The sequence below is a fragment of the Hoeflea sp. Naph1 genome (assembly GCF_046837775.1).
Taxonomy (GTDB): Bacteria; Pseudomonadota; Alphaproteobacteria; order Rhizobiales; family Rhizobiaceae; genus Hoeflea.
Window position 1 is genome coordinate 1,998,761 of record NZ_CP177286.1, and the last position, 16,773, is coordinate 2,015,533.

The window sequence follows — 16,773 nt, forward strand, 5'->3', positions numbered from 1 at the left end:
CGATCAGCTTTCGCTGTTCTCGGCCGGCTGTTCGTCGGCCATCGCCTTGAGCCGCTCCACCGCCATCAGCACCCGCTCCGGTGTGGCCGGGGCGTCAAGTCGCGGTGAGACCTTGTAATCGGCGATCGAAGCCACGGCCATGCCGAGTGCTTCGAGCACCGAGATCGGCAGCATGAAGGGGGGTTCGCCGACAGCCTTGGACCGGCGCACGGTAGGCTCGCGGTTTTCGGCCCAGTCCGCCAGCTTGACGTTGAAGATCTTCGGCCGGTCCGAAGCCAACGGGATCTTGTAGGTTGATGGCGCATGGGTCCGAAGCCGGCCCTTGTCGTCCCACCACAATTCTTCCGTGGTCAGCCAGCCCATACCCTGCACGAAGGCACCTTCGATCTGGCCGATGTCGAGAGCCGGGTTGAGCGAGCGTCCGGTGTCGTGCAGCACATCGACCCGGTCGACCTGGTATTCGCCGGTCAGCGTGTCGATCGAGACTTCGGAGACGGCAGCGCCGTAGGCGAAATAGTAGAATGGTCGGCCCTTGCCGGCGGCGCGGTCCCAGTGAATGTCCGGTGTCTTGTAAAACCCGGCTGCCGAAAGCTGGACCCGTTCCTGATAAGCGAGCTTGATGAAATCGCCGAACGGCATCAACTCGTTGCCCACCCGCACATGGTTGGGTTCGAATTCCACTTGGTCTTCGGGAATGTTGAATTTTTCCGCCGCGAACGCCACCAGTCGTGTCTTGATCTGCTGCGCCGCATTGGCAACCGCCATGCCGTTGAGGTCGGTGCCCGACGAAGCTGCCGTGGCCGAGGTGTTGGGCACTTTGCCGGTGGTGGTGGCGGTAATGCGGATGGTGTCGAGATCGACCTGGAACTCGTCGGCCAGCACCTGAGCCACCTTGGTGTTGAGCCCCTGGCCCATTTCGGTGCCACCATGATTGAGGTGGATCGATCCATCCTGGTAGACATGCACCAGCGCACCGGCCTGGTTGAACCAGGTGGCGGTAAAGGAAATCCCGAATTTGACCGGCGTCAGCGCGATGCCGCGCCGGATCACCGGGCTGTTTTCATTGAAGTCGATGATTTCTGCCCGGCGAGCCTGATAATCAGAACAGGTTTCGAGCTCGTCGACCACCCTTTCGATGATGTTGTCTTCCACCGTCTGGTGATAGGGCGTGAGATCACGGCCCGGTCCGCCATAGAAATTGGCCTTGCGGATTTCGAGCGGATCGCGGCCCAGCGCATAGGCCACTTCCTCGATCACGCGCTCGCCGCCGAGCATCCCCTGTGGCCCGCCAAAGCCGCGGAAAGCGGTGTTGGAGACGGTGTTGGTCATCATCGGCTTGGAGGTCAGCCGCACGTCTTCGAAATAGTAGCAATTGTCGGCATGAAACAGGGCCCGGTCGGTCACCGCCCCCGAAAGGTCTGAGGAGAAGCCGCAGCGTGCCGCAAATGTGGCGTCGAGTGCGTGGATCTTGCCGCTGTCGTCAAAGCCGACATCGTAATCGACAACGAAATCATGGCGTTTGCCGGTGATGATCATGTCGTCGTCGCGGTCCGGCCGGATCTTGACGGCGCGGTTGAGTTTCTTGGCGGCGATCGCGGCAATTGCCGCAAACTGGTTGGCCTGGGTTTCCTTGCCGCCGAAGCCGCCGCCCATGCGCCGGATCTGCACGGTCACCGCATTCGACACCGTGCCAAGCGCATGCGCCACCATGTGCTGAACTTCGCTCGGGTGCTGGGTCGAGGACCAGACAGTAACCTCATCATCCTCGCCCGGGATCGCCATGGCGATATGACCCTCGAGATAGAAATGGTCCTGGCCGCCAATCCGCATCTCTCCCTGCAGCCGTCGTGGTGCGGCGCTGAGGCCGGCGGCGATATCGCCGCGCTCAAGCTTCAATGGGTCGGTGACAAGCGGATAATTGGCCTCCATCGCCGCGCGCACATCGGTAATGTGCGGCAGATCCTCATAGCTGATCACCGCCCGCTTGGCGGCGCGGCGTGCGAGGTCACGGGTCTCGGCGATGACGGCAAACACCGGCTGGCCGTGAAACAGCACAGTGTCGGTCGCCAGCACCGGTTCGTCGTCCCGTCCGGTCGGGGAAATATCGTTGACGCCGGGCACGTCGGCACCGGTCAGCACCGCGACCACGCCTTCGGCAGCGCGCACCGCGTCGAGATCAAGCGCGGTGATGCGCGCATGTGCCCGGTCGGTCAGACCCAGATAGGCGTGCAAGGTGCCGGCCGGTTCCGGCATGTCGTCAATGTAGTCGGCGCTGCCGGTGACATGCTTGTGGGCTGAATCATGCTGGCGTGCGACGTGGGCGCCGCCGGTGATTTCAGTTTTGCTGCGTGGTGTGTGAGCGCCCATGATCAAGCCTCCTCCATGGTCGGGTGGCGTTGGATGCGAACCGGCGCCCCACAGGTTTCGAGAAAGAAACGGATCATCAGGTTTTGCGCCGAAAGCATCCGGTAATCGGCGCTTGCCCGCCAGTCACTGAGCGGCTGGTAATCTTGCGCAAGCGTCGTGCGCGCGGTCTGGATCGTCTCCCATGACCAGGCTTGGCCGATCAGCGCGGCTTCCGCTTTTGCCGCCCGCTTTGGCGTGCCCGCCATGCCGCCAAAGGCGATCCGCGCGGAGGCCACCAGTCCTTCGTCATCGAGGGTCACGAAAAACGCTCCGCACAGGGCCGAAATATCCTCATCGCGGCGCTTGGAAATCTTGTAGACCGAGAAAAATGCTCCGTCTTCAAGCGCCGGCACAAACACGCTTTCGACAAACTCGCCGGGCTGCCGGTCCTGCTTGCCGTACTCGATGAAGTAGGCTTCAAGCGGCACAGTTCGGCGGTTGCTGCCCTTGCGCAAGGTCACCGCGGCGTTGAGCGCAATAAGCGGCGGCGGCGTGTCGCCGATCGGCGAACCATTGGCGATGTTGCCGCCGACCGTGCCCATGTTGCGCACCTGCTCGCCGCCAATCCGGTCCCAGAGTTCTTCCAGCTGCGGAAACAGCGCCAGCAGCGCCATCCGCGCCGAGGTATAGGATACGCCAGCCCCGAGCGTGACACCGGTTTCCTCGATCGACATCTGCCTGAGGCCATCGAGATGGCTGATATGGATGACCGGCGAAATATCGCGCATGTGCTTGGTCACCCAGAGCCCGACATCGGTCGAACCGGCGACGATGGTGGCGTTGGGGTGAGCTTCGTAAAGTTCGGCCAGATCGTCGACATCGCCGGGGATCAAAGTGGTGCCCGACTTGTGTTCGATGGTCACCCGAGCGCCGTCGGCCATCTCGTTAAGAGTGGTGATGGTGGTGTCATGGGCAGCCACCAGGCGGTCATTGTCAGCCGTGGGGATGGTCCGGGCTGCGGCCTGCGCCGCCTTGACGATCGGTTCATAGCCGGTGCAGCGGCACAGATTGCCCTGCAGTGCGCGTTCGATGTCCGCGTCGGTCGGCTCCGGATCGGAAAGCCAAAGCCCGTGCAGCGAGGCAACAATGCCCGGCGTGCAGAAGCCGCATTGCGAACCATGATTGTCAACCATCGCCTGTTGCACGGCGCTGAGCGCGCCATCGGGCCGGTTGAGGTGTTCGACGGTTACTACATGGGTGGCATCGAGCGAGCCGACAAATCGGATGCAGGCATTGACGCTATCATAGACCAGCACCCCGTTTTCGATCCGCCCGACCAGAACCGTGCAGGCGCCGCAATCGCCTTCCGCGCAGCCTTCCTTGGTGCCGGTCAGCCGCCGCTCGAGCCGAAGCCAGTCAAGCAGCGTCAGGTCCGGGGCAAAACCGGAAAGTTCCACGATTTGCTCGTTGAGAATGAATCGAATGGATGTGCGGTGGGACTGGGCCATGTCGCCTCGTAAAATTTTAGATCAACTGGACAAAACCTAACCCAGCCGGTCACCTTGGGAAAGACCGCCATACGCATGCAACAGTTTCAGGCAAAGCCGGTCAATCAACCTTCGGTTCCGCGTCCAGCGGGTGAATGGCGCCGGGCAATCCAAGATACTGACTTTCGAAGTTGACGGTGGAGTTATTGCCGATGGCGTCTCGATTGGTTTTCAGCCAGTTCTCGGCCTCCACCCGGCCTCGGTCCCTCAGCTTGGTCAGGAACGACCAACTGACATCGAATTTCGAGGACACCGGAAGATCTTCCATCGCCTCATCCGAGCGGATCGAATGCACCAAGATATGCCGCATCTTGTCCTTGTGTTCATCCTTGAGCCAGTCCTGCTCGATCAGCCGGGTGACGAAATTGATTGCCCGCATCTCGTCGATCAGCGAGGAATTGAACGAGATTTCATTGATCCGGTTGAGGATTTCCGGCGCGGTAGTCGGCAATTCATGGCGTTCCATCGGGTTGATATGAACGATCATCACATCGCGGCTTTCGCATTCGTAGAAGAACGGAAACAGTGCCGGGTTGCCCATGTAGCCGCCGTCCCAGAAATGCTCGCCATCAATCTCCACCGCCTTGAACAGGAATGGCAGGCAGGCCGACGCCATTACCACGTCGACGCTGACTTCATTGGTCTTGAAAACCCGCACCCGACCGCTGCGCACATTGGTGGCGCTCAAAAACAGTTTTGTCTCGGCGCATTCACGCAAACCATCGAAATCGATGCTGTCGACCAGAAGGTCACGCATCGGATTGATGTCGAACGGGTTGAATTCATAGGGCGAGAATGTCCGTGTCAGCGTATCGAAAGCGGCAAAGCTTGCGGCATTGAGCAATTCCATCCCGGGCACGGTGGCATCGGGGAATGCCTGCAATGGCGACCAGACAGAGCCGGATCGGCTCGATTTGCGCCAGAAATCCTCAAGCGCGGCCTGACCACCCTTGCGTCCGCCGGACATCAGGCCATGGGCCAGCACCACCGCGTTGACCGCGCCGGCGCTGGTTCCCGACAGGCCTTCGAACCCGATATCGGTTTCGTCGAGCAACCGGTCGATCACCCCCCAGGCAAAGGCGCCATGCGCGCCCCCGCCCTGCAGTGCCAGGTTGATCATCTGCTCGCTGCCAGCCGTTGCCTTGGCGCTGGTCATTGCGCGGTCCATCCGCCATCCATCGGCAGCGCTGCGCCGGTGATCTGCGCTGCTTGGTCGGAGGCCAGATAGGCTGCAAACGCAGCGATCTGGTCGACCTTGACGAATTGCTTGGTCGGCTGTGCCTTGAGGATCACCTCGTTGACGACGTCTTCTTCGCTCATGTTGCGCGCCTTGGCTGTATCGGCGATCTGACCCGAAACCAGCGGCGTTTCGACATAGCCGGGGCAGATCGCATTGGCGGTCACGCCGAACTCCGCGCCTTCCAGCGCCACTGTCTTGATAAGCCCGACAATGCCATGCTTTGCCGCGACATAGGCGCTCTTGTAGGGCGAGGCGACCAGGCCATGGGCCGAGGCGATGGCGATGATGCGGCCGAATTTCTGTTTTTTCATGCCCGGCATCGCGGCCCGGATCAGATGGAACGCCGACGACAGGTTGATGGCGATAATGGCGTCCCATTTGCCGATCGGGAAATCCTCGATCTTCTCGACATGCTGGATGCCGGCATTGGGGACAATCACCTCAACCGAGCCGAACTTCTTTTCCGCCGTGTGGACCAGATCGGTAATTTCCTCGGGATTGAGCATATTGGCGCCATGAAAGATCACGTCACCGCCCCCGAGCGACGCCAGACGCGAGCGAGTCGCCTCTATCTCCGCATCCTTGCCCAACCCGTTGAGGACCACATTATAGCCCGCCTGGGCGAAATTTTCAGCGATGCCAAGGCCGATACCGCTGGTAGATCCGGTAATGATCACGGTTTTCATGGGAGTGGTCCTTTCAAAATTGTTGCAACGCATTTCGGTTGCTGCACTGCAAACGTAAGAACTCATTGCTACAGTTCCAATCAAGTTTCGGTCAACTGCTGGCAATTTCCGGTGAAGCCGTGGCGGCTGCGGGTTGTCTCACCTGGTTATCGGGTCCATTGAGAAAAACTGTTGCAACAACCGCTCGGCGCCTTCGTCCTCCATGTCTCAATCTGCTGAAATTTCCGCCACCGGCTCTGGCCCTGACCGACAGATCCTGGCAACGGCCGTCGCCGGTTCGATCGCCATGGCGGTGGCGATGGGCTTGGGCCGTTTTTTCTACACACCGGTTCTGCCCGCCATGATGGCCGGCCTTGGCCTTAGTCCGACCGAAGCCGGATGGATCGCTTCGGCCAACTATGCCGGTTATCTGATAGGCGCAATTCTCGCCGCATGGGGTTGGGCCGAAGGCATCGAGCGTAAGGTGGCACTCTTCGGGCTAATGGCCACTGCCTTGCTGCTGCTGGCCATGGGGCTGTCGAGCGACGTGCTGGTAATGTCTCTGATCCGGTTTCTTGCCGGAGTTGCAAGTGCCTTCGTGATGGTCTTCACCTCGGCCATCGTGCTTTCGCACGGGCTTGCGGCGGGCAAGTCCTGGGTCCAGTCGAGCCATTTTGGCGGCGTCGGCGTCGGCATCACCGCTTCGGCGCTGATGTTCGGCCTGATCATTCTCGGGCAGGGCGGCTGGCGCATGGCCTGGGTCCTGGCAGCGGTTCTGGCCTGTGTCGGAATCGCGGTTGTTACCCGCTACCTGCCGTCCGACGTGGTGCGCAGCGGCCCGGCCAAAAAGGAGCCGCAACTGGTCTGGACCGCGCCGCTGATGGCGCTGACGCTGGCCTATGGCATTTTCGGATTTGGCTACATTGTCACCGCGACATTCCTGGTGGCGATTGTTCGTGATGGTGGCGGGTCGTCGTTGTTCGAAGCCAGCGTCTGGTTGTTTACAGGCCTCGCCGCAGCTCCGTCGGTTGCCTACTGGATGCCGGTGGTAAGGCGTCTGGGGCTGATCCACGTGTTTACAATTGGCTGCGTGGTCGAGGCGCTGGGGGTTGCCGCCAGCGTGTTGTTGCCGCTGCCGGTCGGGCCGATTATCGGCGGTGTTCTTTTGGGCGGCACCTTCATCATGGTCACCGCCTTCGGCCTGCAGGTAGGCCGCCAATTGGTCGGAGAAAGCCCGCGCCGTGCGCTGGCGATGATGACCGCAGCCTTTGGCGTGGGCCAGATCCTCGGTCCGGTCGTTGCCGGATATCTGGCGGATTGGACAGGATCTTACACCTGGGCCAGCCTTGCCGCAGCCGCCGGACTGCTGATCGCCGGTGCGATTGTACTGCTTTTTCGCAATTCAATCGCCGGTCGGGTCTGAATTTCGCGTATCGCTGCGGCCTAATTTCCATAAGACTGTGGTCTAATAGGTCAAAATGACGCATATGGATCACTCGATGCCGGTCGGTCGCTGAAACATCCCAAGCGATGACTGATTAAATGGTGAATACGCGAGCGGACCGCCGAACGGCTGTTTGGACTTGCGATAACAGCGGCTGCCCGTGCCGCGTTACCAAAGGGGGGATAACTTTGTCTGATAGCGATACTGCAAACCTGGAACCGGCCTCGGATTTCGAGGCTGGCCAGGACAACATCCAGGTCATGGGCCTTGATGTTCATAATCCCGTATTCTTCGTGTCCGCCATCATCATCGTGGGTTTCGTCATTCTGACGCTCATGTTCGGCGAGGCATCTACCGCGTTCTTCAGCTGGCTACGGCCGGCATTGACCGACCTTTTCGACTGGCCGCTGTTGATGGCCGGTAATATTTTTGTGCTGTTCAGCTTGGCGTTGATTGTCACGCCATTGGGCAGGATCCGGCTTGGTGGCGTCGATGCGTCGCCAGATTATACCTATATGGGCTGGTTTGCGATGCTGTTTGCCGCTGGCATGGGCATCGGTCTGATGTTCTTCGGCGTTTCCGAACCGCTGTCGCATTATGCAAGCTCGATCGGCGGCGTTGTCGTTGAAAACGGCGTGCGCACCGACTGGGCGCCGCTTGCCGGCGCGATTGGTGATCCGGAAGGGGCGCGGCTTAATGCCATGGCGGCCACCATTTTCCATTGGGGCCTGCACCCTTGGGCGATTTACGCTGTTGTTGCGCTGGCGCTGGCGTTCTTCTCTTACAACCGCGGCCTGCCGCTGACCCTGCGTTCGGCCTTCTACCCGCTTTTGGGTGAAAAGGTCTGGGGTTGGCCTGGGCACGTGATCGATACGCTGGCGGTGTTTGCGACCCTGTTCGGTCTTGCCACGTCGCTCGGCTTCGGGGCGGAACAGGCCATCGCCGGTCTCAATTTCCTGTTCGGGATAGAGATCACCGGCACATCGAAAATCGTTCTGATCCTGCTGGTTACCGCCGTGGCGCTCTGCTCGGTGGTCGCTGGCCTCGATGCTGGCGTCAAGCGCCTGTCCGAGATCAACATGGTTCTTGCCTTCATCCTGCTGGCGTTCGTGATGATTGCCGGCCCGACGGTGGTGATTGTCACCGGCGTGTTCGAGAACACCGTGGCCTACGTCAAGGAAATCATCCCGTTGTCCAACCCGTTTGGGCGTGAAGACACCAACTTCATGCACGGCTGGACCGCGTTCTACTGGGCCTGGTGGATTTCCTGGTCGCCGTTTGTCGGCATGTTCATCGCGCGTGTTTCGCGTGGCCGGACTGTGCGTGAATTTGTCACCTGCGTTATCCTGGTGCCCACAGCCGTCAGCATCATCTGGATGTCGACCTTCGGCGGCGCGGCGATCGATCAGGTGATCGCTCACGGCAACGAGGCGGTCAAGAATTCCGTCCAGGAAGTGATGCTGTTCGAGATGCTCAAGAGCTACCCGATCACACAGATTGCCTCCTTTGTTGGCATCGTGCTGGTGATCGTGTTCTTCGTCACCTCGTCGGATTCGGGTTCGCTCGTCATCGACACGATTACCGCCGGCGGCAAGGTTGATGCACCGGTGGCGCAACGGGTGTTCTGGGCCACGTTCGAGGGCATTGTCGCGATCGTGCTGCTGATTGGAGGTGGCCTCGGGGCGCTGCAAGCCGCTGCGGTGGCCACAGGGGTGCCGTTCGCCGCACTGCTGTTGCTGATGATCTGGTCTACCTACAAGGGCTTGATGGAAGAGCACCGAATGCTCAAGGGCAAGTAGCCCGGTTCATTTAACCAGCAAAATCCGGCCCGCCCCATCTCCCTGGGGCGGGCCATTGTTTTAGCACAATGCCGTGATTGCTGAACGGCGCAATTGCCGCGCTGACCACAGTGTTTTAGGTAATTCCGCAACTCATGACGAATCATGTCCTGCCCGCCAGGACCATTTCCAGGATCCGTGCCCAGTGTTTGAATCATTTTTTCCTCGACCCAAACTGTTTTTCTCGTCAATGCTGCTTTGGGCAGGTCTGGGCATCTTCATCTGGTACACGGTGGGCGATTCCGTCGGCGCTGCACTTGGCTTCGCCTTGCCCGCGACCGAGGGCGAACCGATTGTCGGGCTGTATTATTTCTATACCCCGTCATTTCTCTGGTTTTATATTTTTTACACCGTCTGGTCGCTGATCTTCACGGTCTTCTGGTTTAACTTTTCACCTCACAAATGGCAGCTCTGGTCGATCCTGGGCTCGATCTTCATTCTCTTCAGTACCTATTTTGGCGTGCAGGTATCTGTCGCCATCAACAACTGGCGCCGTCCGTTTTTCGATCAGTTCCAGCAGGCATTGACCGGGGACGGTTCGGTGAGTGCTGGCGATCTCTATGGCCTGCTTCTGATCTTCGCCCAGATCGCCTTTGTCTCTCTTGGCGTCTATGTCATTACCCGCTTTTTCGTCAGCCATTATGTCTTCCGCTGGCGCACGGCGATGAATGATTTCTACATGGAACGCTGGACCCGTGTTCGCCACATCGAGGGTGCATCCCAGCGAGTACAGGAAGACACCATGCGCTTCGCCTCGATCATGGAAGGCCTCGGCGTGGCTTTTGTCGATGCGATCATGACGCTCGTGGCGTTTTTGCCGGTTTTGTGGGGGTTGTCGCAATATGTGACGGAACTGCCACTGGTTGGCGAGATTCCGCACGCCCTGTTCACCGCACTGCTTTTCTGGGCGGCCTTCGGAACCGGATTGCTGGCCATCGTCGGGGTCAAGCTGCCGGGGCTCGAGTTCAAGAACCAGCGCGTCGAGGCCGCCTACCGCAAGGAATTGGTCTATGGCGAAGACAATGCGGACCGCGCCCAACCGGCCACCGTGGTCGAGCTGTTCAACAATGTCCGGAAAAATTATTTCCGGCTCTATTTCCACTACATGTATTTCAACGTTGCCCGCAGCCTCTATTTCCAGGCCGACAACATCTATGTGAGTGTCCTTCTGGTGCCGACCATTGTTGCGGGCAAAATCACGCTTGGCATCTGGCAGCAGATCCTGACCGCTTTCGGTCAGGTTTCCAGCTCATTCCAGTTTCTGGTCAGTTCCTGGACCACGATTGTCGAGCTGATCTCGATCTACAAACGTCTGCACGCCTTTGAAGCGGTGTTCAAAGGTCAGGATCTGTCGGATATCGAGAAAAACTATCTTTCGAGCCAGGGCAATGGTTTTGTGCAACCGCTCCCCGATCCTGCCCCTGGTGCTGGCGGGCCGGATGCGGTGCAGACAATTGACGATCCGAAATAAACGGGTTGTTCCGACGGGGTGGGTGGCTTCCTAACTCGCCGATCCGTCTTCTGCCCTGAACTGCCGTATCGCTTCCTGGTAGGTCACGCAGGCAACGTCCGGCCGTCCGCAGGTCTCACCGGCAAAGCGTTCGAGTGCGCGCCAATAGGCGCCGCCGTTCATTTCGACGAAATGAAATCCCAGTTGCAGAGGCTTGCGTTGGCCCGAATACTCCGCTGCGAAGGCAGTCCGGAAAGCACTCAGCGCCCGTTCTTCAAATTCGGCGGATTTCGCCGGCGTCTCGATCGCGTCGGAGTGCCGGGCAAACAGATTGTAGTCCATCGCGATGATCCGTCGGTCTTTCGGCCCCTCGGCAATCAGCGGCAGCGCGAAGCGGGCGGTAAGGTGGCTGAAATCCGGCATCGCCGGCCCCCGTGATACGCTGCTGGCATCATAGGCAAAGCCGTGCTTTTCAAGCGCCGCGAACATTTCCTTGCCCGTCGACAGATAGGGTGCGCGAAACCCCTTGATGGCGGATTTGGCAAAGCTGTTCCAACCGGCAGGGGTTTTGCCGCCATTGTTGGTCCAGGCATTCAAGAACGCATCGTCGAACTGGTTGAATTCGGATTGCCATTGTGCCTCGCTCCAGCCCTTGCCGTCAAAATGGCCGCAACCGTGGCTGCCGATCTCGTGGCCGGCCCGATAGGCAGTCCAGATATGGTCAAGCCGCGTCAGTACCTCGGCCTTATCCTTGGCAAAGCCGACATTGGATCGGCCGGCGGTATGGCCGGGCGCCTTGTAGCGTCGGGCCTCGGCTTTCTCGGTCAGGAAGGTGCAGGACAGGAAATAGGTAAACCGCGCACCGCTGCGTGCCGCAAGCTTCAGGCTGCGGTCCCACAGTCTGTTGTCGTGTGCGCCATCAAACGAGATGATCACCAGCTGATCCGGCAATTTGCTCGAATCAGCCGCGGAGGCAACCGAGGGCAGTGTTGCGGCAATCGTTGCCGCCAGACCGGTGATGATTGCGCAGCCTGCAGCCAGCCGGTGGCGAAATGGCAATGTCGAGGGAGCAAGGGAGTTCGCAGGGGAGTTCATTGTGTGAGAGGACCCGGGATAACGCGTGATCAGGAACGAGATCCGGTTGAGTGCCCGGCAATTGCGGCAGCGTTATGAACCTGCCGTTGCGCATTCAGGCGAGCGCGTGGCGTTTCAGCCGGAGGCGCAGTGAACGCATTTTTCGGCCATCGGGTCGATCGCCAGCCGCTTGTCGGGAATCACCTCGCCACACTCGACGCACCAGCCGTAATCACCGTCGCCAAGCCGCCGCTCGGCCATTTCGATGCGCACCATGTCGCGTTTGCGGATACGCTCCTGGGCTGCCGCCATTTCCTGCTGCTGCATGGCATCCATGCGCGACAGTCGGCCAACCGACTGCTGGTCAAGCATCACCGGCGCGCGCGCCTGTTCGGTCATGGCCGACATCGTTTCCAGTTCGGCCTTCTTTTCAGCCAGCCGCTTCCGAGCGGCCTCCAGATCAGGTTCCATCCCGCCACTCTGAACCAGGCAGAGGCATGATTCAATTGCTTGATAACCCCCGCTTCTAAAACTTGAGTGCTCAGGCTATGGTCGCGCGCAAACGCGCCCTGCACAAGCTGCCGCGCGATAGGGGAGATGAAGAGATGATCTGGCTAATTGTCGGACTGGTGTTGTTCTTGGGCATTCATTCGGTTCGCATCGTCGCCCCGGCATTCCGCCAGGCTCAAATCGATGCGCGTGGGCTCAATGCCTGGAAGGGCATCTATTCGCTGGCCTCGATTGTCGGGTTTGTGGGTCTTGTCTGGGGCTTTTCGGTGGCCCGGCAGGACCCGATCGTGTTCTGGACGGCGCCCTCGTGGATGAGCCATGTGGTGGCGCTGCTGATGGTCTTCGTCATGATCCTGCTGGTTGCAGCACAATTGCCAGCCGGCCGCATCAAGGCAGCCGTCAAGCATCCGACCTTGCTCGCCGTCAAGATCTGGGCGTTCGCGCATTTGCTGGTCAATGGCGATCTTGCCTCGGTGCTGCTGTTTGGCGGCTTTCTCGCCTGGGCAGTTATCGACCGGATTTCCGAGAAGAAGCGGCTGCGGGCAGGCATCAGCAGCAACCCCGTCGCCGGGCCGGTGAAGTGGGACATCATCGCCGTTATTGGCGGTCTCGTGTTCTATGTGGTGTTTCTGATCTGGTTGCACAGATGGCTGATTGGCGTGTCGCCAATCGTGATAAACTGACCTGAGCGGGTGCGGGCCGCCTAGCTTTCGTCACAGCCCCCCCTTACAGATGCTGCAAAATCGGTTAGAAGGCCACACGGAACGCCGCGAGCGGCAAGACTTTTGAGAGGACCGGCACGTGCCGGTGACGCAATGAGCGACGACAATTCAACATTCATCCGCGAGGTCAATGACGACCTGCGCTCGGATCTCATGAAATCGCTGTGGAAGCGCTTCCGGTTCGTCATCGTCGGCGCCGCGGTTGCCATCGTGGCGATCACCGCAGGCCTGCGCGGCTGGGAACACTGGAAAGAAACCACGGCGGCAGAATCCGGCGATGCGTTTCTGGCAGCGCTCGAACAGGCGCGCGACGGCAATGCCGATGCGGCCCTTGCCGGCTTCCAGGAAATTGAAAAGAGCGGTTACGGCTCCTATCCGGTGCTGGCACAGATGCGTGCGGCCACCGTGCTTGCCGACAAGGGCGACACGGCGGCGGCAATTTCTGCGTTTTCATCGGTTGCCAAGGATTCCTCGCAGCCCCAGGCGATCCGCGACGCGGCACGGCTGCGGGCGGCCTACCTTCTGGTTGACCATGGCAGCTACGCTGATGTTTCCGCTGAAGTCGAGCAATTGGCAGTTCCGGGCAACCCGGCCCGCCACTCGGCCCGTGAAGCACTGGGAACCGCCGCGTTCAAGGCTGGCGATCTGGCCAAGGCCGCGCAGTGGTTTGGCGACATCGCCGCCGACACCCAGTCCCCCAATGGCATCGCAACGCGCGCCGGCATCATGCTTGACCTGATTGCCGCACGTGGCGGCACACCCTGAACGCCCGTGCCTTAGCCGCGCCTTCGGGCAAGGAGCAATCATGAGCCTCACTCTTGCCATTGTCGGGCGCCCCAATGTCGGCAAATCGACGCTGTTCAACCGGCTTGCGGGACGCAAGCTGGCGCTGGTTGACGACACGCCGGGTGTGACCCGCGATCGCCGTCCGGGCGACGCCAAGCTGGTCGACCTGCGGTTCCGCATGATCGACACCGCGGGCCTTGAAGTTGCAGGACCTGACACGCTTGAAGGCCGAATGCGGGCGCAAAGCGAGGCGGCAATGGATGAAGCCGACGGAGCGCTGTTCTTGATTGACGCCAAGTCCGGGCTGACTCCAGCCGACGAATTGCTGGCCGATATCCTGAGAAAACGCGGCAAGCCGGTGGTGCTGGTTGCCAACAAGGCCGAATCCAAGGGCTCGGAATCAGGCATGTATGATGCCTTTCGTCTGGGCTTGGGCGAACCCTGTCCGATTTCGGCCGAACATGGCGGCGGCATGCTCGATCTGCGCGATGCCATTGTCGAAGCTTTCGGCGAGGAACGTTGCATTCCATCCAAGGATGGCCCGTTGGGCGAGGCTATTACCGATGTCGACATCCCGATTCCCGGCGATGCGGATGATGAGGATGAAGGTCCCGAATATGACGAAACCAAGCCGCTGCGGGTTGCCATTGTCGGCCGCCCGAATGCCGGCAAGTCGACCCTGATCAACCGGTTTTTGGGCGAGGAGCGGCTGCTGACCGGCCCGGAGGCCGGGATCACCCGCGATTCCATTGCCGTCGATTTCGAGTGGCAAGGCCGCAAGATCAAACTGTTCGACACTGCCGGGCTGCGTCGCAAGGCGCGGGTTCAGGAAAAGCTGGAGAAATTGTCGGTGGCCGATGCGCTGCGCGCCATCCGCTTTGCCGAGGTCGTGGTGATCGTGTTTGATTCGACCATTCCGTTCGAAAAGCAGGACCTGCAGATCGCCGATCTGGTGGTGCGCGAAGGCCGTGCGCCGGTCATTGCCTTCAACAAATGGGACCTGATCGAAAACCGCCAGGAAAAGCTCGCCGAATTGCGCGAGATGACCGAACGCCTGTTGCCGCAGATCCGCGGCATCCGCGCGGTGACAGTGGCAGGCCAGACCGGTGACGGGCTGGACAAGCTGATGGAAAACATCGCCATGGTCCACAGGACCTGGAACAAGCGCGTCTCGACCGCCAAGCTCAACCGTTGGCTGGATCATACGCAGGGCCATCACCCGCCGCCGGCAGTGTCGGGGCGCCGCCTCAAGCTCAAATACATGACGCAGATAAAATCCCGCCCGCCGGGCTTCATGATTTCCTGCACCCGGCCTGAAGCGGTTCCTGAATCCTACACCCGCTATCTGCTCAATTCGATGCGCAAGGATTTTGACATGCCCGGGATTCCCCTGCGTGTGGTCTATCGCAGCGGTGCCAACCCCTATGCGCCGAAGGATGGCAAGGCCAAACGGCCTTCGCTGATGCCGAAAAAGTCGGCCAGGGCCACAAAATCGGGAAAGCTCGCGCCAAAGCGCCGCAGCAGTTGATGCAGGAAGCGCTCATATGAGCGCAATCCGGCGATATCCTGCCTGCATGAGATCAAGGGCCGACTTCGCTGCGTTTGGTGCCCATGCGGCACGGTCGCGGCGAAGATTCGGCGTTTTGACGGCCATAACGCCACCAGAGCTACATAAGGGCTCACTGCATTTCGAGCTGATTTGCCAAACCCGTGCCGCGATTAACGCTCCATCAAGGTTAATGCTCCATTCTCGACCGTAGTTTCCCGTACGTGTTCCTTGAGTTGCGGAGTAGTTGTTTTGCGTCAGAAGACTCGTTTGCCCGGCAGCGGCCGTTCGCTGTTTAGCCGTCTGTCCGCGCCCGTAATTTTCGGTCTCGTGGCATTTGTCTCAACCCCCACCATTACCTCCCATGCCGATATGGCCACCATGCTGGCTGGCGGCGAAAGCGCCGATAGCCGCTGGAAGACCAACCTCACCGCGTCGCCTGCAGGTTCCATCCAGGCTGCCGAACTTACCTTCGTAGATCCGATCCTGACGGCGTCTACCGCATCGGGAGCAGGCGTCACGTTGGCCAATGGCGACAAGATCGCCTTTCAGGGCAAGATCGGTGTTGCCGATCCGCGTCCGGACGAAGAACGGGTTACCCGATCGCTCAAGAAGGGCAGGGTGATGACTGTTGCCCCGGTGCAGCCACCCAAGGATTTTTCCGCGGGCTCCGTGCTCGAGCGCCAGTCCAACCTCCTGCGTCCGGCCGATGACGCCAAGGATGCAATGGCATTCCTGAAGCCTGACATTCGCGGCAAGGAATTCAAGATTGCCACCGCTTTCTATACCACCGGCAAGCAGAAGGCCGCGCCGCAAGTTCCGGCCATGCTGGCAAGTCTGGTGACCAACGACAACGCCGACATTCTGGCCACCGCCTATGCGCCGCCGGCACCGGACTATGCGCGCCAGTCACCGTTTAGCTCGGTGCTGCGCGAAGAGACCAAGCGCGGCCGCTTCATCCCGCCGGTTGGCAAGCTGGATCATGATTGGGCCGCGACGCCGCTGCCGGCAAAGGCGTTTTCGGAAGCCGAGCAACGCTGCCTCGCTGCCGGTATCTATTTCGAAGCCCGTGGCGAGAACGTTAAAGGCCAGGCTGCTGTCGCCCAAGTGATTCTCAACCGGGTCCGCAATCCGACCTACCCCAACACCATTTGCGGTGTGGTCTATCAAAATAAAACCTGGCGCAATCGCTGCCAGTTCTCCTTTGCCTGCGACGGTATCAAGGATCGTGTCCGCTCGCCCAAGCATTGGGAAATGGCCGAGGAAATTGCGCTTGCCACCACCGCAGGCAAGATCTGGCTTGACCAGGTCGGCTCCGCCACCCACTACCACGCCACCTATGTCAGCCCTCCCTGGGCCCGCAAGATGCGCAAGGTTGGCCGCATCGGTCTGCATATCTTCTATGTCACCTATGGTGGCGGCTGGTCGTGATTATGCCATGGCAGGATGCCGACAGCTCCGTGTGAGTCTCTCCGCAAGCGCCAAGTTTTTCTGATACTTCCGTAGCGAGACGCCGTCGTCTTATTTCAAGTGTTTGAAAAACATGAGAAAAAATGGTCAATATGATGCGCCCTCCGCGCCTTGACTATGCCCAAGCCTAAAACT

At 60.1% G+C, this 16,773-nt stretch carries 13 protein-coding genes; 7 read left to right on the forward strand and 6 right to left on the reverse strand.

Annotated elements, in window-relative coordinates; translation table 11 throughout:
* Positions 1-3: 3 nt before the first annotated feature.
* The 4 genes from xdhB to ACK6D9_RS09495 form a co-directional block, all read right to left on the reverse strand.
* Positions 4-2,367 carry a xanthine dehydrogenase molybdopterin binding subunit gene (xdhB, locus tag ACK6D9_RS09480; RefSeq protein ID WP_412051475.1) on the reverse strand — a complete coding sequence of 788 codons (2,364 nt, stop codon included), beginning with the start codon at positions 2,365-2,367 and terminating at the stop codon, positions 4-6.
* A gap of 2 nt (positions 2,368-2,369) precedes the next feature.
* Positions 2,370-3,854: a xanthine dehydrogenase small subunit gene (gene xdhA, locus ACK6D9_RS09485; RefSeq protein ID WP_412051476.1), complete on the reverse strand. Its 1,485-nt coding sequence runs from the start codon at positions 3,852-3,854 to the stop codon at positions 2,370-2,372.
* 100 nt (positions 3,855-3,954) lie between these two features.
* The gene (locus tag ACK6D9_RS09490) at positions 3,955-5,049 is read right to left on the reverse strand and encodes a patatin-like phospholipase family protein (RefSeq protein ID WP_412051477.1); all 1,095 of its coding nucleotides are present in this window, start codon (positions 5,047-5,049) and stop codon (positions 3,955-3,957) included.
* Positions 5,046-5,819: a 3-hydroxybutyrate dehydrogenase gene (locus ACK6D9_RS09495; RefSeq protein ID WP_412051478.1), complete on the reverse strand. Its 774-nt coding sequence runs from the start codon at positions 5,817-5,819 to the stop codon at positions 5,046-5,048. The genes ACK6D9_RS09490 and ACK6D9_RS09495 overlap by 4 nt, the downstream gene beginning before the upstream one ends.
* 202 nt (positions 5,820-6,021) lie before the next feature.
* On the opposite strand from ACK6D9_RS09495, the gene ACK6D9_RS09500 reads away from it, so the two are divergent.
* From ACK6D9_RS09500 to sbmA, 3 genes are all read left to right on the forward strand, one after another.
* On the forward strand, positions 6,022-7,221 hold the full coding sequence (locus ACK6D9_RS09500; protein ID WP_412051479.1) for a YbfB/YjiJ family MFS transporter: 1,200 nt from the start codon (positions 6,022-6,024) through the stop codon (positions 7,219-7,221).
* 209 nt (positions 7,222-7,430) lie between these two features.
* On the forward strand, positions 7,431-9,041 hold the full coding sequence (locus ACK6D9_RS09505) for a BCCT family transporter (RefSeq protein WP_412051480.1): 1,611 nt from the start codon (positions 7,431-7,433) through the stop codon (positions 9,039-9,041).
* A gap of 184 nt (positions 9,042-9,225) precedes the next feature.
* Positions 9,226-10,551, forward strand: a complete 1,326-nt coding sequence (gene sbmA, locus ACK6D9_RS09510; RefSeq protein ID WP_322988608.1) for a peptide antibiotic transporter SbmA — start codon at positions 9,226-9,228, stop codon at positions 10,549-10,551.
* 30 nt (positions 10,552-10,581) lie between these two features.
* Here sbmA and ACK6D9_RS09515 read toward each other — a convergent pair whose 3' ends face one another.
* Both ACK6D9_RS09515 and ACK6D9_RS09520 read right to left on the reverse strand, forming a co-directional pair.
* Positions 10,582-11,553 (reverse strand): polysaccharide deacetylase family protein, encoded by a 972-nt coding sequence (locus ACK6D9_RS09515; RefSeq protein WP_412051774.1) that lies wholly within the window; start codon positions 11,551-11,553, stop codon positions 10,582-10,584.
* Positions 11,554-11,739: 186 nt separating this feature from the next.
* Entirely contained in the window at positions 11,740-12,075 is a 336-nt protein-coding gene (locus tag ACK6D9_RS09520; protein ID WP_412051481.1) for a TraR/DksA family transcriptional regulator, read from the reverse strand.
* Positions 12,076-12,209: 134 nt separating this feature from the next.
* Between ACK6D9_RS09520 and ACK6D9_RS09525 the strand changes: the two genes are divergently transcribed.
* The 4 genes from ACK6D9_RS09525 to ACK6D9_RS09540 all read left to right on the forward strand — a co-directional run bounded on the left by ACK6D9_RS09525 (position 12,210) and on the right by ACK6D9_RS09540 (position 16,599).
* Positions 12,210-12,797: an NnrU family protein gene (locus ACK6D9_RS09525; protein ID WP_412051482.1), complete on the forward strand. Its 588-nt coding sequence runs from the start codon at positions 12,210-12,212 to the stop codon at positions 12,795-12,797.
* Between the two features lie 132 nt (positions 12,798-12,929).
* Positions 12,930-13,601, forward strand: coding sequence for a tetratricopeptide repeat protein (locus ACK6D9_RS09530; protein ID WP_412051483.1), 672 nt, complete (start codon positions 12,930-12,932; stop codon positions 13,599-13,601).
* 40 nt (positions 13,602-13,641) lie between these two features.
* Positions 13,642-15,150 carry a ribosome biogenesis GTPase Der gene (gene der, locus ACK6D9_RS09535; RefSeq protein ID WP_412051484.1) on the forward strand — a complete coding sequence of 503 codons (1,509 nt, stop codon included), beginning with the start codon at positions 13,642-13,644 and terminating at the stop codon, positions 15,148-15,150.
* Between the two features lie 270 nt (positions 15,151-15,420).
* The gene (locus ACK6D9_RS09540) at positions 15,421-16,599 is read left to right on the forward strand and encodes a cell wall hydrolase (RefSeq protein ID WP_412051485.1); all 1,179 of its coding nucleotides are present in this window, start codon (positions 15,421-15,423) and stop codon (positions 16,597-16,599) included.
* The last annotated feature ends 174 nt before the right edge of the window (positions 16,600-16,773 follow it).